Source organism: Pseudomonas sp. Marseille-Q5115 (genome assembly GCF_916618905.1).
Classification (GTDB): domain Bacteria; phylum Pseudomonadota; class Gammaproteobacteria; order Pseudomonadales; family Pseudomonadaceae; genus Aquipseudomonas; species Aquipseudomonas japonica_A.
Genome location: NZ_CAKAKI010000001.1, coordinates 2,018,239 through 2,040,844 on the forward strand (window position 1 = coordinate 2,018,239; position 22,606 = coordinate 2,040,844).

The window sequence follows — 22,606 nt, forward strand, 5'->3', positions numbered from 1 at the left end:
CGAACTATATAGCGCTAGCCCCAGGGAAGCCAATCACCGGGGCTGAAGCCATGCAAGCGGCAGTGGTACCCTCTGGGGCGACCTTTTTCAGCGAGAGCCCTGCAATGACGAAGTGGTTAGCCGCCCTGTTGTTTCCCTTGATCGCAAGCCTGGCCAACGCCCAGCCGGTGCTGCAGCACGACCTGCCGCTGAGCTACCTGGCCCAGGCGGGTGCCAACCCGCAAGCACACCCCCTGATCATCTTCCTCCACGGCTACGGCGCAAACGAAGAAGACCTGTTCGAGATTCACGAGCGCCTGTTCCCGGACTTCACCTACCTCTCGGTGCGCGCGCCCATGAACCTGGGCGAAGGCCATTATCAATGGTTCAGCAAAACCCCGGAGAACGGACCGTACGAAGGCGTTCCCGCAGAAGTTCAGCGCAGCCTGGAAACCTTGCGTACCTTTGTCTCCGAAGCGGGGCGCAAATATAAGGTCGCGCCCACGCGCATCTACCTGGTGGGCTTCAGCCAGGGCGCGATGATGAGTTATGAGCTCGCGCTGCAGTACCCCGATTCGGTCGGGGGGATCGCGGCGCTGAGCGGCAAGCTCACATCAGGCATGCGCCAGCGTCTGGCTCCACTGCCGGGGTTGGCCCAGCTGCCGGTGTTCATCGGGCACGGTACCGCAGACCCGATCCTCCCCTATGCCGAGGCGACGCAGGCCAACGAAGCGTTGCTAAAGGTGGGGATAAAGGCGGATTTTCATGCCTACCCCGGCATGACCCACGGCGTGAGCAAGACCGAAGTGGATGACCTGGCCAAGTGGTTGTTCCAGGTCACGGGGATAGCGGCCTCGCAATGACGGCCGCCAGGAGAAAGGCCCCGCCGCGTTGGGCGGCGAGGCGTGGCCTCAGGCCGTGGTGGTGTGGTGCTCGGTGTCGGTGGTGGTACCGAGGATCACCACTTCAGTGGCCGAGGCGCTCGTGCCCACAGCAGTTGTATCCACGGTAGTGGTGCTGGCAGGGGTAGTGCTGGCGAACACGAAGTTGGCTGCGGTCAGGTCCGTGCTGTGGTTGCCCGACAGCGCCACTTCGAAGCGGTTGCCGTTGGCATCGGCGTCCAGGTCCTTGATGTAGGTGCGGTCGGTGCTGGCGTTGTACACGATCGACAAGGTGTCGTTGTGCCCGTCGCCCAGGCCGGTGAAGCCCAGCGCGGACACGTCGATCTTGTCCTCACTGGCATTGAAGTCCAGGATCTGGTCATCGAAGCTGCTGCTGGCTGTACGGTAGCTGTCAGTAAGGTTCTCGAAGCGGAAGGTGTCGGCGCCATCGCCACCGGTGAGCTTGTCCAGGCCCGCGCCGCCGATAAGAATGTCATTGCCTGCGGTGCCGGTGAGCACGTCGTTGCCGGCGCTGCCTTGCAGCGTGGTGCCAACCACCGGGGTAGCGAACACAAAATTATCCGCCGTCAGGTCGGTCAGGTGGTTGCCTTCGATGGCAACCTCGAAGCGGTTGCCATTGGCATCCACGTCGCGGCTTTTAATGTAGGTGACGGTGCCAGCGCTGTTCAGCACGACCTGAATGGTGTCGTCATAGCCGCTGCCCAGGCCGGTGATGCCCAGGGCTGATAGGTCGATCTTGTCAGTGGTCACGTCGAAGTCGACGATCTCGTCGCCTTGGTCGGTACCGCCAGTGTTGTAGTTGCGGAAGCTGTCGCTTACCGACGTATACACGAAGGTGTCCGAGCCAGCCCCGCCGCTGAGCGTATCCGCGCCCGCGCCGCCGTAGATGATGTCATTGCCGGCACCGGCATTGATGGTGTCGGCGCCGCCCAGCCCATAAAGGGTTTCACTCAGCCCGGTACCCGTGAGCGTTTCGGCGCTGTCGGTGCCCTGGACCACGTACTTGAACACGAAGTTATCCGCAGTAAGGCTTGCCGTCAGGTTCCCAGCCAGGGTCAGCTCGAAACGGTTGCCGTTGGCGTCGGCGTCCAGGCTCTTGATGTAGGTGCGGTCGGTGCTGCTGTTGTAGACGATGCTCAAGGTGCCGTTGGTGCCGTCGCCCAACCCGGTGAACCCTAGAGCGGCGACGTCCAGCTTGTCCTGGCTGGCATCGAAGTCTGTGATCAGGTCCGTGTAGGACGTGGTGCTGCTGCGATAGCTGTCGGTCAGGGCATCGAAGCGGAAGGTGTCCGCGCCGTCACCACCGGTCAGCGTGTCCTTGCCTGCACCGCCCACGATCACGTCACTGCCGCCCGCGCCGTTCAGGGTGTCGTTGCCCTCGCCACCCAGGATAAGGTCAGCCACGGCGGTACCGGTAAGGGTGTCCTTGCCGGCGGTGCCGTCGATTTCATGCAAAGGCACTTGCGAGCTCACATAGCTGCCGTCGCCGTACAGCAGAGTGGTGCCCTTGGTGGTGCCGGTAATGGTGTTGCCGACCACCGCATTGCCGTCGGTGCCGTCTTCGTTACGCTCGGCCACGCCATAGGTGGAGTTGCTGCCGCCGGTGATAGTGTTGCTCTCGATGACGTTGCCGCTGCCCGCGTAGAACTGGCCCGACACGCCGTTGGTGTCGTCGTAGGACTGGATGATGATCTCCGGCACCGGGTTGTTCTGGCCGTTGGCGGTCAGGGTGTTGTCCACTACGGTCACGTCGGAAGAGCCATAAATGCGGATACCGGCGCTGCCGTTATTGTGAATGTCCACGCCGCTGATGGTTACGTCGTCGGACATCTTCACCAGGATGCCTTCGGCGGCATTGTCGTATACCGCGCCCCCGGTGATGGTGATGTCGGTAGGCGAGGGGATGTCTTCACTGCCGCGCTGCACCACGATCCCGCCGCCGCCGTTACCGTAGGCCACGTTGTCCACCAGGCTGAAGCCATTGGTGCTGGTGACGATGTTGAAACCGTGGCGGTCGTTGTCGTAGGCCACGTTATTGACGAAGGTGCTGTCGATCAGGTAGTCGGCCACGAAACCGTCCAGGCCGTTGCCGTGGGAAATGCAGTTTTCGATGACCATGTTCACGGTTTGCTCGTGCGGGTCGAAGCCGTACCCGGAGCAGTTCATGATTTCCACGCCATCGAGGGTGACGTTCGAATCCTGGCCTTCCTGGCCTGGGATATAGCCGTTGAACCAGCCGTCGACCTTGCCGGTAGTGTTATCACGGTTGCCGTCGATGGTCAGGTTGCTGAGGCCGAAATTGGTGGTTTCCTCGCCGTAGGCCGAGCGCACGACGCCGGTGATGTTCCCGTCGGACCCATCGGCAAGCTTGAGCGTGGTTTCGCCCGCGCCGTCGCCTGACATGTACACGTTACTCTTCAACATGAGGCAGCCATCCGAAGGCTCCTCGCCGCCTGACACGATATAGGTGCCAGTGGGGACATAAACCTGGCCACCACCGGCCGCAGAGGCTGCGTCGATGGCGGCCTGGATCGCCGCGGTGTCGTCGGTTACGCCGTCACCTACGGCGCCATAGTCTTTAACGTTGAAGATCATCGCTTGCTCCTTATCCATTGCTCGACGGCGGGCGCCGGTAAGGGCTCGCTGTCAATCCTGTAGTGTCAATAGTTTGTCGTTCGGAATACTGCAAGGTGCTTGGCGCGCCCACAGCCTGTGACCAAGCGCAACGGCGATAGTTTGGCGCTGCGGCCAGCGTAGGTGAAAAATGTTCGCGCCGTCACATTAAATTTCCCCTGTAACGCCCGAGATACAAGGGCTACAGCTCCTAAGCGCAACGGAAGATTTCATCTTTGAAATGAGCTGGAAAGGCCCACGGGTATAGGGCAATCTGCTACTGTCTCTGTCAATCAACTGGCTCTTTTTCCGAATTTCTGCCGGACGCAGAGGTAAAACGTTGATACAAAAGAAGTATTCGACAGCGTTTAGCATGGACACCAAGCGATGCGGATGACACGGCGCACTATCCTTGCGGGGGCTGCCCTGGGTGGTTTGATGGTTCCAGTGGGTTATGAAGGGGCCCGCCGATGGAAAAAGTGGTGGGCGGAAGGAGGCACGCCCAGCGAAGCCCGGGTGGAGTTGGCAGACTTGCCCACACAACGGCTGGCTGACTTGCTGCGCGGGGTGTGGCAGGTTGACGCGCCGGGCGTTCCGGCCTTGCACGGCACAACCTTGCTGCTTGATGCCGGAGAGCGCGGCCGTGGCTTGCGGGGTTACGTAGATACCTACGAGCGCCTGGCGAGCAATGAGTACCCACGCTTCAAGGTGATCGGCGACCTGGTGGGGGCCAACGCGTCACAGGTACGCTGGCGGCTTATGGAACATGATCCGGCGCCGGGCGCCCCGGGCTACTGCCTGAAGGTGAAGCTCACCGACTTGTGGGGCGGGGTAGGCGTTGCGGATAACGACCTGCTCAGTGGCAACGTGACTGAGCTCCACCCCGACGGCGGCAAAACGTCCACCGCGTTCAATGCCCGCAAGTTGGCGTTTCCCGAGGCGCGAGAGCGCATCCCCCTGGCGCCGGCATTTGCCCAGTGGCTGGTCACGCCCCAGCACCGCCTGGCGCATCAGCTCTGGCACACCGTGCGAGACAAGTGGCACCTGATCGGGGAAGACCGTCGGCAGGCCTTGCGCGGCCTTGGCTGGCAGCCGGGCCCCCGCAATGAAGAGCGTGATGCGCGCGGCCGGTACAAGGACCGTAATGGCTCGGGCATCGACTTCCTTTATATGCACCGCTACATGCTAGGCGAAGCGGCCAAGCTGGGCGCGCCCACGCCCTGGCGGTATTTCCCCTTGCCACGCCCGGCGGTGGAAACCGATCGGGTAGCGTTTATCCGGTATTTCGAGAACGAGGATGGCCGCGCCATTCCGCCCACCTGGCTTGCTCCTGGTGATGAAAGTTATAGCCAGGGGATGGCGGCGATCAAAAGCCGCGACACCTACGATGGCAACTTCCAGGTATGGGAGTCGCGTTATCGCGACCCGGACTACCTGGCGAAAATGACCCTGGGGCAGTTCGGTTCCGAGTTGGAGCTAAGCCTGCACGACTGGCTGCATATGTGCTGGGCCAGCGTAGCCCGGGCACCGACTGATGGCCGCCCACTCCCGATGGCGCGCCAGCCAACGGACTTCGCCGACGCCTGGTTCGACGCCAGCAACGACTTCCTTGGCGACCCGTTCTCCTCCCATGTGCACCCGCTGTTCTGGGGCTTCCATGGCTGGATCGACGCGCGCATAGACGACTGGTTCGCGGCGCACCGGCTGTTTCATCCGGGCGAGGTCAGCGTGACGGAGATTCGTGGGGTTCAGTGGTTTGCTCAAGGCAAATGGGTGGAGCAGGACAACCCCTGGATGGGGCCGGTAAGCCATGCCTGCGCCGATGGCCCGGGTATCTGGATGGGCACCGCGCTGGATAGCGACCTAGAGGTGATGAAGATCGCCTTGCAGCTGGCAGTGGAGCCCCGGGCGACCTTGGGCAATGCGATCGACCAGGCTCAGGAGCGGCCCTGGTATGCGCGTAATCTGCCGGGCACTCCGTTGCAAAGGACCTGACGTGAGCCAACGCCTGACGGCGGTATAGCGAATGTCTTACAGCGCGGCGCAGCGTTTCGCTCTCGCCACCGGGCACCGTGCAACGTATTCTGAATCCATCAACTGAAGCGCAGGATGACCTTCAGCGATAAAGGAAGATCGGCCATGGCCCAGGACGGCTACCGGCAGGATGCTGGAATGGCAATGAAAAAAGACCCGCTTCGGCGGGTTTTTGCTTTTCTGCGCCTGCTACCTCCGACCAAGGGTGCTTGAGGTTGTACATCCAACCAGCTACTGTACAAAAAACCAGTTAGCGGGCGCGTTATGGAGTTGATCGACAAGCTGAGCATCCTGGCCGACGCCGCCAAGTACGACGCGTCGTGTGCCAGCAGTGGCGCTCCCAAGCGGAGCTCCGAAGGCAAGGGCGGCCTGGGCTCCACCAACGGCATGGGCATCTGCCACAGCTATACACCGGACGGCCGCTGTGTATCTCTGCTCAAGGTGTTACTCACCAACTTCTGCCTGTACGACTGCCAGTACTGTGTCAACCGGCGCTCCAGCAATGTGCCCCGGGCGCGGTTCAATCCGGAGGAAGTGGTACGGCTTACGCTGGACTTCTACCGGCGTAACTACGTAAGCGGCCTGTTTCTCAGTTCAGGCATCATCCGCTCGGCCGACTACACCATGGAACAGTTGGTGACCGTGGCCCGCACGCTGCGCGAGGTTCACGAGTTTCGCGGCTATATCCACCTCAAGACCATTCCGGATGCCGACCCCAGGCTGATCGAGCAGGCCGGGCAATACGCGGACCGCCTCAGCGTGAACGTCGAGCTGCCTACCGGAGAAAGCCTGCGCAAGCTTGCGCCCGAGAAACAACTGATCACCATTCACCAGGCCATGGACACGATCCACCAAGGCCAGCAGGCGGTAGCGGGGGAAGCCCGCGCGCCGAAATTCACCCCGGCGGGCCAGAGCACGCAGATGATCATCGGTGCCGACGCCACCGATGACAGCACTATCCTGCGCAGTGCCGAATCCCTCTACGGTAATTTCAAACTCAAGCGCGTGTATTACTCGGCGTTCAGTCCCATCCCGGACAGCCCCGGCAGTGTGCCGCTCGCGCCGCCGCCGTTGCTGCGCGAGCACCGCTTGTACCAGGCCGACTTCCTGCTGCGCGGCTATGGGTATCAGGCGAACGAGCTGCTGAACGGGCCGGGCAATCTGGCGCTGGATATCGACCCCAAGTTGGCCTGGGCACTGGAGCACCGCGACATGTTCCCGCTGGACCTCAACCGCGCCGAGCCGGCGATGATCGCCCGGGTGCCGGGCATCGGCATTCGCACCACCAAACGGATTGTCGAGCTTCGCCGCCAACGGCGTATCCGCTATGCCGACCTCGCGCGCCTGCGCTGCGTGCTGGCCAAGGCCAAGCCGTTCGTGGTCACCGCCGATTACCACCCTCCGCAGGCAGACACCAGCAGCCATGCCTTGCGCCAGGCCATGGTCGAGCGGCCGCAGCCTCAACAGCTGGGGTTGTGGGGATGATTTGCCTGGAGTGCAACGGTCAATTCAGCGACTGGCGCCAGCAGGCGCGGTGGTTGCTCAGCCATCAAGTGGACCCTAGCCAAGTGAGCTGGAATGGCGAGCGCGAAGCCGACCTGTTCAGCGCGCCCCATGGCTTGCCAACGGAACCGGGGCCTTGCCAGTCGCGTATTCCGCAGGCGCTTCCGCCCTTGCTCGAAAGCGCCTCGCAATACCTGGGCGAACAGCGCTGGAGCCTGCTTTATGAAGTGCTGTGGCGCGTGAGCCACGGGGACCGCACGGCGATGCTGGCAGGAGATGCGGTGGGTAGTGAATTGCACCGTCGCATCAAGCAGGTAAGCCGGGAGGCCCATCATCTCCATGCCTTCCTGCGTTTCGTGGAGCGAACAGAAGCTGACGACGGGCCGGCTTATGTGGCCTGGCACGAGCCGGCTCATGACATTCTAGCGCGCGCCGCCGAGCATTTCGTGGGGCGCATGGGGCGGCAGCGTTGGCTGATCGCTACCCCGCGTGACGGGATCTACTACGACGGTGAAGCCCTGCATTATGAGCGGGTGTGCCCGCCGGCCTGGGCAGCGCTGGCGCGGGGGCAGGGCGATGCCACCCATGCGTTGTGGCGGGCCTATTACGCACACACGTTCAACCCTGCCCGGCTGAACCCTGGGATCATGCAGGGCCATATGCCCACGCGGTTCTGGAAGCTGCTGCCCGAGGGCGACCTGATCCCAAAGCTGGTAACCCAGGCACGGCACGGCAAACAACGGGACGGGCAAGCGCAGGCGGTATCGGAACGGGCGGGCAAGGCTATTTGCCGGCCGGGTGAGCGGTTGGGAACGGCTTCGAGCACAACTGCGACCAGCGGCAAGTAACATTTCGAAGTTTTTTGTCACATTCCCTTAACAAGCGAGCCGGGGCGCCGATACAGAGGCTATCAAGCCCTCTACAGATAGCGCCCGGTCATGACCCGAAATCTCAAATTCAGCCACAAGATCCTCCTGGCCGCCTCCCTCGTGGTGGTGCTCGCGTTTACCTTGTTTTCGCTCTACAACGACTATTTGCAGCGGCACGCGATTACCTCGCAGCTCAACAGTTACCTGGCCGAAACCGGCGAAAGCGCGTCGGCCAACGTGCGCAACTGGTTGTCCGGGCGCATCCTGCTGGTAGAAGGCATGGCCGAAGGCCTGGCCACAACGGCCGATGACGACGCCGCCAGCCAATGGATGAAGCAGAAGACACTCCTGGCGACTTTCATGAACGTGTACATGGGCCGCGCCAATGGCGTGTTCGTGATGCAGCCGCCGGATGAAATGCCCGCAGGCTACGACGCGCGCACCCGGCCCTGGTACAAGGGTGCCGTGGACGCTGGCAAGACCACGCTCACCGAGCCCTACACCGATGCGGTCACCAAATCGCTGATCATCACCATTGCCACACCGGTGAAAGGGCCGAACGGCCAAGTGCTCGGCGTGGCAGGCGGCGATCTCACCCTCGATACGCTGGTCAAGACCATCAACGCGCTGGACTTCCATGGTAATGGATAGGCGTTCCTGGTAGACGCAACCGGGCAGATTCTCGTGCACCCCGACCAGGCACTGGTGAACAAAAACCTGAAGGACGCCTATCCCAAGGCGACGCCACGGCTGAGCGCAGATATCAGCGAAGCCGATCGGGCTGGCCACACCGAGGTGCTGACCTTTGCTCACGTCGATGGGCTGCCCTCGGTGAACTGGTACATCGGCCTGGCCGTGGACAAAGAAAAAGCCTACGAAAGCCTCAGCGACTTCCGCACCTCTGCGGTGGTCGCGACCACGGTCGCCGTGGTGGTGATCATCATTCTGCTGGGCATGTTGATTACCGTGCTGATGCGCCCCCTGAACGTAATGGGCCGCGCGATGCAGGACATTGCTGCCGGTGAAGGCGACCTTACGCGTCGGCTGGAGATTCAGAACCAGGACGAATTCGGCCATCTGGGCACCGCCTTCAATCGCTTTGTGCAGCGGATTCACGACTCCATGCGGGAAGTGTCGTCCTCGACCGTGCAGCTCAATGAAGTTGCGCTGCGTGTGGTAAGCGCGTCGAACTCTTCGATGATGAATTCGGATCAACAAAGCAACCGCACCAACAGCGTAGCGGCCGCTATCAACCAACTGGGCGCCGCAGCCCAGGAAATCGCCCAGAACGCAGCGCTGGCAAGCGAGCATTCGAGCGATGCCAGCAACCTGGCGGCCAACGGCCAGGCGGTGGTGCAGCAAAGCATTGATGCAATGAACCGCCTGGGCAGCAAAATCAGCGGGGCGTGCGAAAAGATCGAACAGCTCAACCTGAAGACGGCGAACATCGGCCAGATCCTTGAGGTGATCACCGGTATCTCCCAACAAACCAACCTGCTGGCGCTCAATGCCGCCATTGAAGCAGCCCGGGCGGGCGAGGCAGGGCGTGGCTTTGCGGTAGTGGCAGATGAAGTGCGTAACCTCGCTCACCGTACCCAGGAATCGGCCCAGCAGGTTCAGGGCATGATTGAAGAACTTCAGGTGGGTGCTCGCGAAGCAGTAGCCATCATGAACGAGAGCCAGCGTGAAAGTGATCAAAGCGTCACTATCGCCAACCAAGCGGGCGAGCGACTCACCAGCGTGACCCAGCGCATCGGTGAAATCGACGGCATGAACCAGTCGGTCGCCACGGCTACCGAGGAGCAAACCGCAGTGGTGGAAGCCATCAATGTGGACATCAACGAAATCAACACACTTAATCAGGAAGGGGTAGAGAACCTTCAGGCTACGCTGCGGGCTTGTACCGATCTGGAACAGCAGGCAGGCCGTCTGAAGCAGCTGGTGGGTAGCTTCCGGATCTGACGCCGGCGGCGTGCCGACACACATTGACACAACCTCAGGGAGCGAAGATTATGACGGCCATCATATCAAGCGGATTTTCTGGAGGCGTCAATGGTGTCCGGCACGCTGGCGGCGGCCCTCGGGCGGCGTAATCTGCATTACGGTTGGGTGGTAGTAGCCGCCACTTTCCTGGTAATGCTAGTGGCAGCCGCTGCCATGGGTGCGCCAGGGGTGCTCATTGTGCCCCTGCAGCAGGAGTTCGGCTGGTCCACCTCGCAGATTTCCGTCGCGCTGGCCTTGCGCCTGGTGCTGTTTGGCCTGCTCGGGCCCTTCGCGGCGGCACTGATCAACCATTTTGGCCTGCGGCCTGTGGTCGTCACTGCGCTGGGTTTGATCGCCGCGGGCTTCCTGGGCTCGCGGATGATGACCGAGCTGTGGCAGCTGTTGTTGTTCTGGGGCGTGGTCGTGGGCGTGGGGACCGGCATGGTCGCCATGGTGCTGGCCGCAACCGTGGCCACTCGCTGGTTCAATCACCGCCGCGGCCTGGTACTGGGCTTGCTGTCGGCCAGCTCCGCCACCGGGCAGCTGGTATTTCTGCCGCTGATGGCGCAACTCACCGAGCGCTACGGTTGGCGTGCTGCCCTATTGTTCGTCTGCCTGATGCTAATGGCGACCTCTCTAGTGGCACTGCTGTTGATGCGCGATCGGCCGGCAGACCTCGGCCTGCCCGCTTACGGCGATGATACCGTGGCCCCAGTGGTGCCGTCTGCCAGCTTCCTGACCCACCTGCGTTCTCCCTTGGTGGCCCTGCGTGATGCGTGCGGCGACGCCACTTTCTGGGTGCTGGCGCTCAGCTTCTTCATTTGTGGCGCGAGCACCAACGGGCTGATTCAAACCCACTTCATCAGCCTGTGTGGTGACTTCGGCTTGCCTGCAGTCGGCGCGGCCAGCGTGTTGGCGCTGATGGGCATTTTCGACTTCATCGGTACCGTGGGCTCTGGCTGGCTTTCGGACCGCTACGACAACCGCTGGCTACTGTTCTGGTACTACGGCCTGCGAGGGCTGTCGCTGCTGTTCCTGCCGTCTACCGACTTTACGTTCTATGGGCTGTCCCTGTTCGCGGTGTTCTATGGCCTGGACTGGATTGCCACCGTGCCGCCCACGGTCAAGCTGATCGCCGAGCGTTTCGGCCGGGAGCGGGCGGGCCTGGTGTTTGGCTGGGTATTCGCGGCGCACCAGCTGGGCGCGGCCAGCGCGGCCTATGGGGCGGGGCTGTCGCGTACCTTGCTGGCAAGCTACCTGCCTGCCTTCTACGTGGCGGGCGCCCTGTGCCTGTTCGCCGCGGTATCCATGCTGGTGTTGCGCCGCTATACCGCCCGGGTGGCCGCGCTTAGCTGAATCAGGGGTGCGCCAGGCCGTCGCAGGCGGTGTGCCCGGCCAGGTGCTGGCAGCGCATTGGCTTCGCCTTGGGCAGTGGCTTTTTATCTGGCGCCGGCGCGCTGCCCGGAAGGTAGTGCACGGTGTAGCGGACCTTGGTCCGGTAGCTGGCTTTTAGAATGTCCGTGGCGCGCTTGTTGATCACGTCGGGTTTGGCATCCTCGGGGTTTACGCTTACCCACTGGGCCTGCTCGACCTTGCGCGCCCATTCCGTGTCACCGCGGGTTACCGGGCAGGGCACGAAGCTGAAGCTCACGCGGCCGTTTGCACTCGTGCATTTATAGGCATCGGCCCAGGCGTAAGGTGTGGCGCAGGCGAGGGCAGCGCAGAGCAGCAATCCGAAGCGCATCAGGTCGTCCATAATGGCGATGAGACATCGGCGCATTCTAAAGAGATCGGATAACCCCCACAACGCACGCCGACGGAACGCCAGCGCCCAGCTGTCAGTCCCACCTGCATGACTGCCACGACCCATCCACCGCTGTACATCGGCTGCGCCGGCTGGAGCTTGCCGCGCGAGCAATGGCCTCGCTTCAGTACCGAAGGCAGCCATCTCGAGCGGTACGCCAGCCGTTTCGGCGGTGTGGAAATAAACAGCTCGTTCTACCGGCCGCATCGGCCAGCGACCTATGCGCGCTGGGGCGCTTCGGTACCCGAGGGGTTCCGTTTCTCGGTCAAGGTCCCTCGGCAAATTACCCACGAGCAACGGCTCGAGGGCTGCAAGCCATTGCTGGCCACCTTTCTCGACCAGTGCAACGCCTTGGGTGATCGCCTGGGTTGCCTGCTGGTGCAACTGCCGCCTTCGCTGGCCTTTGACCCCAGCACGGCGGGGCCTTTTTTCGAAGCGCTACGCCGGCTTTACAGTGGTGCGGTAGTGCTGGAGCCCCGACACCCCACCTGGCTCGCAGCCGATGCACTGCTGCAAGCCTGGCAGGTAGGTTGGGTAGAAGCCGACCCGGCACCGCTTGGCGAACCCGCGCCGCTCGGCTGGCAAGGGGTCGCTTACGTACGTTTGCACGGGAGCCCGAAAATCTATTACTCGGCCTATGCCGAGACGGTACTGGCTGATCTGGCTGAGCGACTGCGCAATCGTGCCGTGCCCACGTGGTGCATCTTCGATAACACTGCCGCCGGCGCTGCGGTGCCCGATGCCTTGTGGGTAGTGGAGCAGTTGGGGCTGAGCTCGCCGCCGACAGATGATGCGCTAAGCCGACGTGACGACCCGAGCCGGCCGTGACCGCCAGGTAAACAGTGCTAGCCCGGCCAACAACACGCTGGTCAGCCAGAACACCGAACGCATGCCGTAATGCCCGCCCATGAAGCCGCCGGCCAATGGGCCGAGCACCTGGCCTACGTACTGGCAGGACGTTGAATAGCCCAGCACGCGCCCGGCTACACGGTCCGGTACGGCATGGCGAATCACGCTGGCAATACAAGGCAACAGGCCGCCGAGGGCCAGCCCCATGGCGAAGCGCAGTATTACCAGTTGCCAACCTTCGGTAACCAATGCCTGGGGTATCAGCAGCAGCGCGGCCGTGGCGAGGCAACCGCTGAGCACGGGCCAATGGCCAATGCGATCAGCCAGCTTGCCAAGGCGTGAAGCTGAAACAATGCTGCCCAGCGCAGTGGCGGCCATCGCCAGGCCCGCCATCCACGTCACCTCCGTGACCTGGAGTTGCTGGAAGTACACCGTGATGATCGGCTCGATGGACATGGTGGCGAACATCAATGCCGCCGCGGTGATCAGCATGCTGATCGCCTGAGGGTTAAGCGCAGGCTCGCCGCCTGTGGCTGAAGGGGAGGTATGGGTTTTCGGTACAGGGGTTTCTTTCAGCAGAAACGTAGTGGCGAGAAACGCGATGAAAATAGCCCCGCCACACAGGAAGAACGTACTGCGGATACCTACCAGCGGAGGCAACGCTCCCCCCAGCAACGGGCCGGCGAGGTTACCTGCCATGATCCCCGAGGCGAGCACGCCCAGTGCCCACCCCGAACGGGCTTTGGGGGCCTGGGTGGCCACCAGGATGGTCGAGCCCGAGGCATAGCCGCCGAGCAAACCCGCCAGCAGGCGTAAGGCGACCAGCTGCCAGGCACTTTGCGCCAGCCCGATCAGGGCCATGGCCACGGCCATGCCCAGGCTGGCACGTATCAACATCAGCTTGCGCCCATAACGGTCGCCCAGCCGGCCCCACAACGGCGCGGTGAGCGCGGCCGAGAAAAACGTGGCGCCGTAGGCCGCGCCCGACCATTGTACGATCGCGGCCGTATCGGTAACGCCCAGGTGTTCAACGTACAACGGCAGGAAGGGCAGCAGGATGGTCATGGCCACAATGGTTGTGAACGAGCCAAATACGCACACGTAAAGGTTGCGCTGCCAGTGGGGTTCAGGGGCCATGCCGGTGTGCCTCTATCGCAGGGGAATAGCCCTACGTTAGTGCCCACTCAGGCATAAATAAAATTCATGTTTAGAATTTACTGGATTCCTCGAAGGAATCCGTAGGCAATTCAGCGTGCGTCGAATGCCGGGCCTCTGCGCACACGGATCGGCCCTTTTACCGGGGCGGCAGGGCCCACAACCTGCTGCCCTTGGGTAATCACTACAACGCCTCTTTCTGCCAGTGCCCTTGCTACTTCACGCACGGGCTCCATCAACGCCCTCCAGCCATCAGTGTCGCTCGCCAACGCACGAGCAACATCCGATGGGCAGATGGAAGCGTCCGGGCTTCGCGCGGCGAGCAGTTCAAGCATGCACGCCTCGATCAGCCCGGCCTGTTTCATTGTGCGCTGAAGCGGAACAGCGTGGTCTGGGTGTAGGTTTTCTTGGGATCAAGCCGCGTGCTGGGGAAGTTCGGTTGATTCGGCGCGTCCGGGTAATGCTGGGTTTCCAGCGTGAAAGCACCCCAGTGCGGGTAGGTTTTTCCGCCTTTGCCGGTGAAGCCCTTCAGGAAGTTACCGGTATACAGCTGCACCCCCGGCTCGGTGGTGTATAGCTGCAGCCGCCGCCCCGAACCTGGGTCGAACACATCGGCCGCCAGCTTGCTCAGGTCGCCTGCGCTGTCCAGCACCCAGTTGAAGTCGAAGCCGCCTTGCTTGGGTTCGGCGAACTTCAGCTGCTCGTGGTCGTCGCGGATGTGCTTGCCAAACGCCACGGGCTTGGTGAAGTCCAGCGGCGTACCGGCCACGGGGGCCAATTCGCCTGTGGGGATCAGCGTGCTGTCGATGGGGGTGTACTTGCTGGCATACACCGTAGCCACCTGGTTGAGGATGTCACCTTCGCCGGCACCGGCCAAGTTGAAGTAGCTGTGGTTGGTGAGGTTGAGTACGGTACTGCGGTCGGTGGTGGCCTTGTAGCGGATGCGCAGCACGTTGTCTTCGTTGAGGCTGTATTCCACCTCCACGTTGAGGTTGCCCGGGAAGCCCATTTCACAGTCGGCGGAATGGTAGCTCAGCGTTACGCCCACCCAGCCTTTTTCGTCGGTTTCGCGGGCCTTCCACACATGCTTGTCGAAACCCTTGGGCCCACCATGCAGGGCGTTGGGCCCATCGTTGACTGGCACCTGGTATTGCTTGCCATCCAGGCTGAACTGCCCTTTGGCGAGGCGGTTGCCGAAGCGGCCAATGGTTGCGCCGAAGTACACATCCCCATGGGCCTGATAGCCCTGCACGTCATCGAAACCCAGCACCACGTCGGCAAGCTGGCCTGCGCGGTCGGGCACCAGCAACGATTGCAAGGTCGCTCCGTAGGTCAGAATGCTCGCCTGCATGCCGTGGCCATTACGCAGTACATAGCGCTCTACGGCCGTTCCGTCTTCAAGGGTAGCGAAGCTGGCGTGTTCGCGGGTAAGGCCTGCGGCCTGTGCCGAACTGGCTGCCAGGCCGAGCGCGAAGGCGAGGCCAGCGGCCTGACCGCTGCGCGCGAGAAAGGGTTTCATGAGCTATCTCCATACGGTTGTTGTTATAAATGGATGCATCGCCGAGCGCGACCCCTTGAATATAGTCATACCAATTTCAACATCAAGTCGCGTGTTGCGATGATTCAAGGGGCTTGAAGTCCAAATAGTAATATTATTTAATGCTGAACACCTGCCAACCTCGATTGGCCGGCGAACACACAACAACTAATAAAAACCGGAGGCGCCGTGCACTGGCAGCCTGTTTCGCCCGATCGCTTCAAGCTGGCGGAAGGCCCGTTCTGGGACGCTTCCACCCAGGCACTCTACTTTGTGGACATTGCCGGCCAGGCCGCTTGCCGTTTGAGCAATACTGGCCTTGAACGCTGGCAGCTTGCAGAACCGGTGTCCGCCTGCATTCCTACAACCTGGGACGATGCGTTGGTGACCTTGCCCAGCGGCGTCTACCGGCTGAGCCTGGCCTCTTCCAAAGACCGCCCCGAACTGCGCTTGTTCAGCGCAGTGGATCCTATCGACGGGAACCGCGCGAATGAAGCCCGCTGCGACCCCCACGGCCGCCTTTGGCTGGGCACCATGCAGAACAACCTTGGCCCCGCCGGGGAGGACATCCCTGTCACCCGTGACAGCGGAGGGTTGTTTCGCATAACGGCTGGCCAGCGCAGGCAACCCCCGCAGGTCACACCGCTGCTCGAACGCCTGGGCATTCCCAATACATTGGAGTGGAGCGCCGACGGCCGCTTCGTCTATTTCGCTGACAGCCGTGCGGGGCAGCTGTACCGCTTCCCCCTGCAGGCTGACGGCAGCCTCGGCCCCCGTGAAGCCTGGGCGGCGGATGGCCCTGGCGTACCTGATGGCTCCGCGCTCGACAGCGAAGGCTACTTATGGAATGCCCGCTGGGGTGGCGGATGCCTGTTGCGTTTCGCGCCGGATGGGCGAATCGATCGGCGCGTCGACGTGCCGGTGAGCCATCCCACCAGTTGTGTATTCGGCGGGCCGGACCTTCGTACGCTGTACCTGACATCAGCGATACCGGCCCACGGCGCCACAGCCCTGGACGGGGGTGTGTACTCCGCGCAGGTGAACGTGAAAGGCACGCCGTGCACTCGCTTTGCTGGATAAAAAAACCGCGCCGTTAATGGGTGACACTTCGTTACATATTGGATCGGCGCGCTGTGCTTGACTGAACTCGCGGTATTCGGCCCTGCCGGTACCGTTCGGCTTTCTAACAAGAACAAGGAGTGAGCCATGCCCCTTACCAAAGGGTTTCGCGTCTTTTGTGGCGCTGTAGCAACCACCGCCGCGCTGAGCTGGGCAGGCCAGGCACTGGCCGCCGACCCGGTCAAGATCGGCTTCCTGGTCAAGCAACCCGAGGAGCCCTGGTTCCAGACCGAATGGGCGTTCGCTGAAAAAGCGGCAAAAGAGAAAGGCTTTACCCTGCTCAAGATCGCCGTGCCCGACGGTGAAAAAACCCTCGCGGCCATCGATAGCCTTGCCGCCAACGGCGCCAAGGGCTTCGTGATCTGTGCCCCGGACGTGTCCCTGGGCCCGGCCATTGTCGCCAAGGCCAAGGCGAACGATCTGAAGGTAATGGCGGTGGACGACCGGTTTGTGGACGCCAAGGGTAACTTCATGGAAGACGTGCCGTACCTGGGCATGGCCGCCTTCGAAGTAGGGCAGAAGCAGGGCGCGGCCATGGCCGGAGAAGCGAAGAACCGCGGCTGGGACTGGAAAGACACCTGGGCTGTGATCAACACCTACAACGAGTTGGACACCGGCAAGAAGCGCACCGACGGTTCCGTGGACGCCCTGAAGAAAGCCGGGTTGCCTGAAGACCACATTATCTTCGCGCCGCAGAAAACCCTTGATGTGCCAGGCAGCATGGACGCCACTAACTCCGCGCTGGTGAAACTGCCCTCTGCAGCCAAGAACCTTATCATTGGTGGCATGAACGACAACACCGTACTGGGCGGCGTGCGCGCCACCGAAAGCGCCGGGTTCAAGGCTGCCAGCGTGATCGGGATCGGCATCAACGGCACTGACGCCATCGGTGAACTGAAAAAGCCTGACAGCGGCTTCTTCGGCTCCATGCTGCCTAGCCCGCACATCGAAGGCGAGAAAACCGCCACCATGGTGTTCGAGTGGGTCACCACCGGCAAGGAACCCCCGAAATACACGGCCATGGACGAAGTGACCCTCATCACCCGGGCAAACTTCAAGCAAGAGCTTGAAAAAATCGGCCTGTGGAATTGAGCCAGGCGACGAGGACTTTCCCGATGTTGTCGACCGTTTCGCAACCCGGCGCCGCCCAGGCGCTTTCCTTCAAGGGCATCGGCAAGCAGTTCCCGGGTGTACGCGCCCTGGCCGATATCAGTTTCACCGCCTACCCAGGGCAGGTACACGCCCTGATGGGCGAAAACGGCGCGGGCAAGTCCACGTTGCTGAAAATCCTCGGGGGCGCTTACACGCCCTCCGAGGGTGAACTGTGCCTGGGGGAGCGCAGCCTGAAGTTTCGCAATGCCGCCGACAGCCTGGCCAGCGGCATCGCGGTCATCCACCAGGAGTTGCACCTGGTACCGGAAATGACCGTGGCCGAGAACCTGCTGCTCGGGCATTTCCCCTCACGCCTGGGGATCGTCAACCGGCGCGCCATGCACAAGCGGGCGCAGGAGCTGTTGCAAGGCTTGGCCGAGGAAATCCATCCGCAGACGCGGCTCGGTGATTTATCGCTGGGGCAGCGACAGCTGGTGGAAATCGCCAAGGCGTTGTCCCATGACGCTCGGGTGATCGCTTTCGACGAGCCCACCAGCAGCCTCTCTGCGCGGGAGATCGACCGGCTGATGGATATCATCGGCCACCTGCGCGACGAAGGCAGGGTGGTGCTGTACGTATCCCACCGCATGGAAGAAATTTTCCGTATCTGCGATGCGGTGACTGTCTTCAAGGATGGCCGCTACGTGCAAACCTTCGAAGACATGGCGGTGCTCAGCCACGACAAGCTCGTGACCTGCATGGTCGGCCGGGATATCCAGGACATCTATAATTACCGCGAACGCCCCCATGGCGAGCTGGCGCTGGACGTGGACCGCCTGCTGGGCCCCGGCCTGCGTGCGCCGGCCAGTTTCTCCGTTCGCCGCGGTGAAGTGCTGGGCTTCTTCGGGCTGGTCGGGGCAGGGCGTACGGAGCTGCTGCGCCTGCTCTCGGGGCTGACTCCCGCCAGCGCCGGCACGCTCCAGCTGGACGGCAAGCGGCTGAAGCTGGCGAGCCCGAGGGATGCCATTCGAGCGGGCATTCTGCTGTGCCCCGAAGACCGCAAGAAGGAAGGCATTGTGCCGCTCGCCAGTGTGGGCGAGAACATCAACATTGGTGCCCGCCCACGGCACGTGCGCCTGGGTTGCCTGTTGCGGGGGCGCTGGGAGCGCGACAACGCTGAAAAGCAGATTCGCGCGCTGAACGTCAAAACCCCTTCAGCCGACCAGGCGATGCTCTACCTGTCCGGTGGCAACCAGCAAAAGGCAATTCTTGGGCGCTGGCTGTCCTTGCCCATGAAGGTATTGCTGCTCGATGAGCCTACCCGTGGCATCGACATCGGGGCCAAGTCAGAGATCTACCAGATCATTCATAACCTTGCCGCCGATGGCGTAGCGGTGATCGTGGTGTCCAGCGACCTGATGGAAGTGATCGGTATATCGGACCGTGTGATCGTGATGTGTGAAGGTGAGATCACGGGTGAACTGCCCCGCAACCGGGCGAACGAATCCAGCCTGCTGCAACTGGCCCTGCCCGGCGCCCGTACAGCTCCAGAACAAGAGGTGAACCATGGCTAGCGTACCCCACACTCCGCTGATTTCCGCGCACCGCCTGAACATGCGGCGCTTCCTGGATGATTGGGTCATGCTGCTGGCCGCCGTGGCCATCTTTGCCTGCTCGGCGATCTTCATCGACAACTTCCTTTCGCCCTTGAACATGCGTGGCCTGGGGTTGGCGATCTCGACCACCGGTATTGCCGCCTGCACCATGCTGTTCTGCCTGGCCTCGGGGCATTTCGACCTGTCGGTGGGGTCGGTGATCGCCTGCGCCGGGGTCATCGCCGCCATCGTGATGCGCGAAACCGACAGCGTAGTCTTCGGTGTGGGTGCAGCCCTGGGCATGGGGTTGGTGGTGGGGCTGATCAACGGCATCGTGATCGCCAAGCTGCGTATCAATGCACTGATCACTACCCTGGCGACGATGCAGATCGTACGCGGCCTGGCCTACATTTTCTCCAACGGCAAGGCCGTGGGCGTGATGCAGGAGGATTTTTCGATCTTCGGCAATGGCCAGCTGTATGGCGTGCCTGTGCCTATCGTGATCACGCTGCTGTGCTTCCTGTTCTTCGGCTGGCTGCTGAACTACACCACCTACGGCCGCAACACCATGGCCATCGGCGGTAACCAGGAAGCCGCGCGGCTGGCCGGGGTGTCGGTAGACCGTACCAAGATCATCATCTTCGCGGTGCATGGCGTGATCGGTGCGCTGGCCGGCGTGGTGCTGGCCTCGCGCATGACCTCTGGCCAACCGATGATCGGGCAGGGCTTCGAGCTGACCGTGATTTCCGCCTGTGTACTGGGCGGCGTGTCTCTGGCGGGCGGCATTGGCATGATGCGTCATGTGATCGCCGGCGTGCTTATTCTGGCGATCATCGAAAACGCCATGAACCTGAAGAACATTGACACCTTCTACCAGTACGTGATCCGCGGCACCATCCTGCTGCTGGCCGTGATCATCGACCGCCTCAAGCAGCGCTGAGGCGCTCGCCTATCCGCCGGTGACCTTGTTCACCATCTCCACCAACCGCGCCTGGGAAAACGGCTTTGCCAGGCGCGGGAGGTCCGGCGCCTGACCCGGCATCATGTCGGCGTAGCCGGACACCAGAATCACCGGCATCTGCGGCCGCTGCGCCAGTACCTGAACGGCCAGTTGCGCGCCGGTCATGTGCGGCATGGCATGGTCGGTGATCAACAGGTCGAAGGCTTGCTGTTCGAGCCAGCCCATGGCCTCTCGCGCCGAACTTGCGGGGCGAACATGGTGGCCCAGCTCCCGCAGCATTTCCACGGTATTGGTCAGTACCAGTTCGTCATCATCCACGGTAAGGATGTTCAATACCTTGCCGGTCGCCGCAGCGTCGGGTGGCTGTGCCAGGGCGGCTGACGGTTCTTCGGCGCCAGGTGCGGGGCTTGCCGGTAGCCATACTTCGGCCGTGGTGCCACAGCCCGGGTTGCTGCGCAGGCGCAAGGTTCCACCGCACTGCTCCGCCAGCCCCAATACCATGGACAGGCCAAGCCCGGTGCCCTTGCCCACTCCTTTGGTGGTGAAAAACGGTTCGGCGGCGCGCTTGAGGGTTTGCTCATCCATGCCTTCCCCGGTGTCGGTCACGCACAGGCACCAGTAGTCGCCTGCGGCCAGTTGGGGGTCGCCGGCCGACACCTGCTCAAGCCGGGCGCCAAGGGTGATACGCCCCTGGCCACTCATGGCATCACGGGCATTCACGGCCAGGTTCAAGAGTGCGGCTTCGAGCTGGTTGGCGTCGGTGCGCACCCAGGCGGGTGTCGCGGGAAAGTCGGTGTCCAGTTCGATGGTGGGCCCTAGCGAGCGCTGCAGCAGCTCGTTCATGCCGGCAATCAGTTCACCCAGCTCCACCGTCTCAGTGCGCAGATCCTGGCGCCTGGCAAAGGCAAGCATGCGTGCGATCAGAGAGGCACCGCGCTCTGCCCCTGCCTTGGCGTTGTCCAGCAGGCGCAGCAGGGCCGGGTCGGCCGGCATGCGCCGGCGCAATAGCTCCAGGCTACCCAGTACGGCCATCAGCAGGTTGTTGAAATCGTGCGCGATGCCACCGGTGAGATTCCCCAGCGCTTCCATTTTTTGCGCTTGCTGCAACGCCTGCTCGGTGCGCCGGATGCTTTCCTGGCTCAGCCGCAAGGCCTCGGTTCGCTCGATCACCCGGGCCTCGAGATCCCGGCGGAACCGCTCCTCGGTCTCGCGCCGCTGGATCTCTGCCCGCACACGTTCGATGTGCGCCCAGGAGCGCTCGCTGACCTCGGTCAACAATGACAGCTCCTGCGAAGTCCACTGACGCGGCACGCGGTCATGGATGGCCATGAGCGCGGTGAGTCGACCGTCTTTCACCAATGGCATGCAGATGGTGGCGGCCAGTCCGATGCTCAAGAACGCCTCGGCTTCGCTCGCGGCGAGCTGGGCGGCGTTGTCTTCGAGAATCAGCGGGAGGCCTGCATGAAGGTTTTTCAAGGCAAGCCGGCCGAAGCTGGCGAGGCTGTAATGCCCGACAATGCTTGGCGAGCCTGGAGCGCTCCAATCACCGCGTATGCTGAAGCCGTCCTGATCGGCATCCATGTCGGCATACGCGCACACTGAAACGCCAAGGTGCTCGCCGAGCAGGCGAGTGGTGATCGCCATGATCAGATCGGCGTCGGTGCTCCGAGCGGTTTCCCTGTTCAGCGTATCGAGGAAGCGCAGCCCCCGCTCGTTGGCCCGCAGGGTTTCTTCAGCCTCGCGCCGGGCGCTGATATCGGTTGCCGCGCCGAACCACTCGAGTATTTCGCCGCGCTCGTCCAGCAACGGTACCGCGCGTGAGTGGACCCAGCTGATACCGCCATCCAGGCGGCGAACCCTATGTTCCATGTTGAAACTGGCTGTTGCGCGGATCGCCTCGTCGATACCCTGGCGCACGCGGGGCAAGTCTATGGGGGCCACATAGGCTCGCAGCCAGCCACGGGTGGGTTCCAAGGTGTCCTGAAGCAGCCCCTGGCCGTCCAGCTGCCACATTTCTTCCCAGTCCGGGGACAGCCGATAGATCAGGTCGGCCGTGGAACTGACCAATGTGCGCAGGCGCTCTTCGCTGTGCTGCAGATGGCGCTGGGCAAGCACCCGCTGAGTCGTTTCCACCACGATAGCGATGACCCCGGCGGGCTGCCCGCTTTCGTCGTACACCGGCGAATAATCCAGGTCCATCCATACCTGTTCCGGCTGCCCGTTGCGGTGGAGTGTGAGCTCCTGGTCCTTGTAAGCCAGCGTACGGCCAGCCAGCCCCACCCGCATCACGTTGTCGTTGAAATCGGCGACTTCCGGCCAGCCCTTGCGCACCTCGGAACCCAGCAGCCGGGGATGGCGGCCGCCAGCAAAACCGGAGTAGGCGTCGTTGTAGATCATGATGCCTTTCACGCCCCACAGCAGCACGATGGGTACGGGCGACGCCAGCAGCATGGCCGTGATGGTCTTGAGGCTTTGCGGCCAGGTAGCAGTGGGGCCCAAGCCGCTGGCGGCCCAGTCATGCTCGCGTATCAACCGGCCCAGTTCGCCTCCCGCATGGAGGAATTCAGGGCTGTCGGGGGATAGGGCAGTAGTGTCCAGGGTCATCTAGGCG

General features: G+C 62.5%; 17 protein-coding genes and 1 pseudogene. 12 read left to right on the top strand and 6 right to left on the bottom strand.

The window, feature by feature from the left end; translation table 11 throughout:
• Nucleotides 1–104: 104 nt before the first annotated feature.
• Complete coding sequence (locus LG385_RS09430) at nucleotides 105–842, top strand: alpha/beta hydrolase (protein WP_225774043.1); 738 nt, start codon at nucleotides 105–107, stop codon at nucleotides 840–842.
• Between the two features lie 165 nt (nucleotides 843–1,007).
• On the opposite strand, the pseudogene LG385_RS09435 reads toward LG385_RS09430, so the two are convergent.
• A pseudogene (locus LG385_RS09435) lies at nucleotides 1,008–3,476 on the bottom strand (glycosyl hydrolase family 28-related protein); the annotation flags it as partial.
• 405 nt (nucleotides 3,477–3,881) lie between these two features.
• Between LG385_RS09435 and LG385_RS09445 the strand changes: the two are divergent.
• The 6 genes from LG385_RS09445 to LG385_RS09465 all read left to right on the top strand — a co-directional run bounded on the left by LG385_RS09445 (nucleotide 3,882) and on the right by LG385_RS09465 (nucleotide 11,239).
• On the top strand, nucleotides 3,882–5,489 hold the full coding sequence (locus LG385_RS09445; RefSeq protein WP_225774044.1) for a PvdJ/PvdD/PvdP-like protein: 1,608 nt from the start codon (nucleotides 3,882–3,884) through the stop codon (nucleotides 5,487–5,489).
• Nucleotides 5,490–5,792: 303 nt separating this feature from the next.
• A complete protein-coding gene (locus LG385_RS09450) occupies nucleotides 5,793–7,013 on the top strand; it encodes a putative DNA modification/repair radical SAM protein (RefSeq protein ID WP_225774045.1) in 1,221 nt (406 codons plus the stop codon).
• Nucleotides 7,010–7,879 (top strand): TIGR03915 family putative DNA repair protein, encoded by an 870-nt coding sequence (locus LG385_RS09455; RefSeq protein WP_225774046.1) that lies wholly within the window; start codon nucleotides 7,010–7,012, stop codon nucleotides 7,877–7,879. Before LG385_RS09450 ends, LG385_RS09455 begins: the two co-directional genes overlap by 4 nt.
• A gap of 90 nt (nucleotides 7,880–7,969) precedes the next feature.
• Nucleotides 7,970–8,551, top strand: coding sequence for a cache domain-containing protein (locus tag LG385_RS25700; protein WP_413247313.1), 582 nt, complete (start codon nucleotides 7,970–7,972; stop codon nucleotides 8,549–8,551).
• 321 nt (nucleotides 8,552–8,872) lie between these two features.
• On the top strand, nucleotides 8,873–9,862 hold the full coding sequence (locus LG385_RS25705) for a methyl-accepting chemotaxis protein (RefSeq protein WP_413247367.1): 990 nt from the start codon (nucleotides 8,873–8,875) through the stop codon (nucleotides 9,860–9,862).
• Between the two features lie 90 nt (nucleotides 9,863–9,952).
• On the top strand, nucleotides 9,953–11,239 hold the full coding sequence (locus LG385_RS09465) for an MFS transporter (RefSeq protein ID WP_225774047.1): 1,287 nt from the start codon (nucleotides 9,953–9,955) through the stop codon (nucleotides 11,237–11,239).
• Between the two features lies 1 nt (nucleotide 11,240).
• Here LG385_RS09465 and LG385_RS09470 read toward each other — a convergent pair whose 3' ends face one another.
• A complete protein-coding gene (locus LG385_RS09470) occupies nucleotides 11,241–11,627 on the bottom strand; it encodes a DUF4124 domain-containing protein (protein WP_225774048.1) in 387 nt (128 codons plus the stop codon).
• Between the two features lie 108 nt (nucleotides 11,628–11,735).
• Between LG385_RS09470 and LG385_RS09475 the strand changes: the two genes are divergently transcribed.
• Entirely contained in the window at nucleotides 11,736–12,515 is a 780-nt protein-coding gene (locus LG385_RS09475) for a DUF72 domain-containing protein (RefSeq protein WP_225774049.1), read from the top strand.
• Here the strand turns inward: LG385_RS09475 and LG385_RS09480 are convergent.
• From LG385_RS09480 to LG385_RS09490, 3 genes are all read right to left on the bottom strand, one after another.
• Nucleotides 12,483–13,673: an MFS transporter gene (locus tag LG385_RS09480; RefSeq protein ID WP_225774050.1), complete on the bottom strand. Its 1,191-nt coding sequence runs from the start codon at nucleotides 13,671–13,673 to the stop codon at nucleotides 12,483–12,485. The genes LG385_RS09475 and LG385_RS09480 overlap by 33 nt on opposite strands.
• 110 nt (nucleotides 13,674–13,783) lie before the next feature.
• Entirely contained in the window at nucleotides 13,784–14,026 is a 243-nt protein-coding gene (locus LG385_RS09485; protein ID WP_263974682.1) for a DUF3253 domain-containing protein, read from the bottom strand.
• Nucleotides 14,027–14,052: 26 nt separating this feature from the next.
• Nucleotides 14,053–15,210: an aldose epimerase family protein gene (locus tag LG385_RS09490; RefSeq protein ID WP_225774052.1), complete on the bottom strand. Its 1,158-nt coding sequence runs from the start codon at nucleotides 15,208–15,210 to the stop codon at nucleotides 14,053–14,055.
• Between the two features lie 207 nt (nucleotides 15,211–15,417).
• Here LG385_RS09490 and LG385_RS09495 point away from each other — a divergent pair, with 207 nt between their 5' ends.
• From LG385_RS09495 to araH, 4 genes are all read left to right on the top strand, one after another.
• Nucleotides 15,418–16,308 carry an SMP-30/gluconolactonase/LRE family protein gene (locus LG385_RS09495; protein ID WP_225774053.1) on the top strand — a complete coding sequence of 297 codons (891 nt, stop codon included), beginning with the start codon at nucleotides 15,418–15,420 and terminating at the stop codon, nucleotides 16,306–16,308.
• Nucleotides 16,309–16,434: 126 nt separating this feature from the next.
• Entirely contained in the window at nucleotides 16,435–17,439 is a 1,005-nt protein-coding gene (locus LG385_RS09500; protein ID WP_225774054.1) for a substrate-binding domain-containing protein, read from the top strand.
• Nucleotides 17,440–17,462: 23 nt separating this feature from the next.
• Nucleotides 17,463–19,013 (top strand): L-arabinose ABC transporter ATP-binding protein AraG, encoded by a 1,551-nt coding sequence (araG, locus tag LG385_RS09505; protein WP_225774055.1) that lies wholly within the window; start codon nucleotides 17,463–17,465, stop codon nucleotides 19,011–19,013.
• On the top strand, nucleotides 19,006–19,974 hold the full coding sequence (araH, locus tag LG385_RS09510; protein ID WP_181112045.1) for an L-arabinose ABC transporter permease AraH: 969 nt from the start codon (nucleotides 19,006–19,008) through the stop codon (nucleotides 19,972–19,974). The genes araG and araH overlap by 8 nt, the downstream gene beginning before the upstream one ends.
• Nucleotides 19,975–19,983: 9 nt before the next feature.
• On the opposite strand, the gene LG385_RS09515 is transcribed toward araH, so the two are convergent.
• Nucleotides 19,984–22,599 carry an ATP-binding protein gene (locus LG385_RS09515; RefSeq protein ID WP_225774056.1) on the bottom strand — a complete coding sequence of 872 codons (2,616 nt, stop codon included), beginning with the start codon at nucleotides 22,597–22,599 and terminating at the stop codon, nucleotides 19,984–19,986.
• Nucleotides 22,600–22,606: the final 7 nt, after the last annotated feature.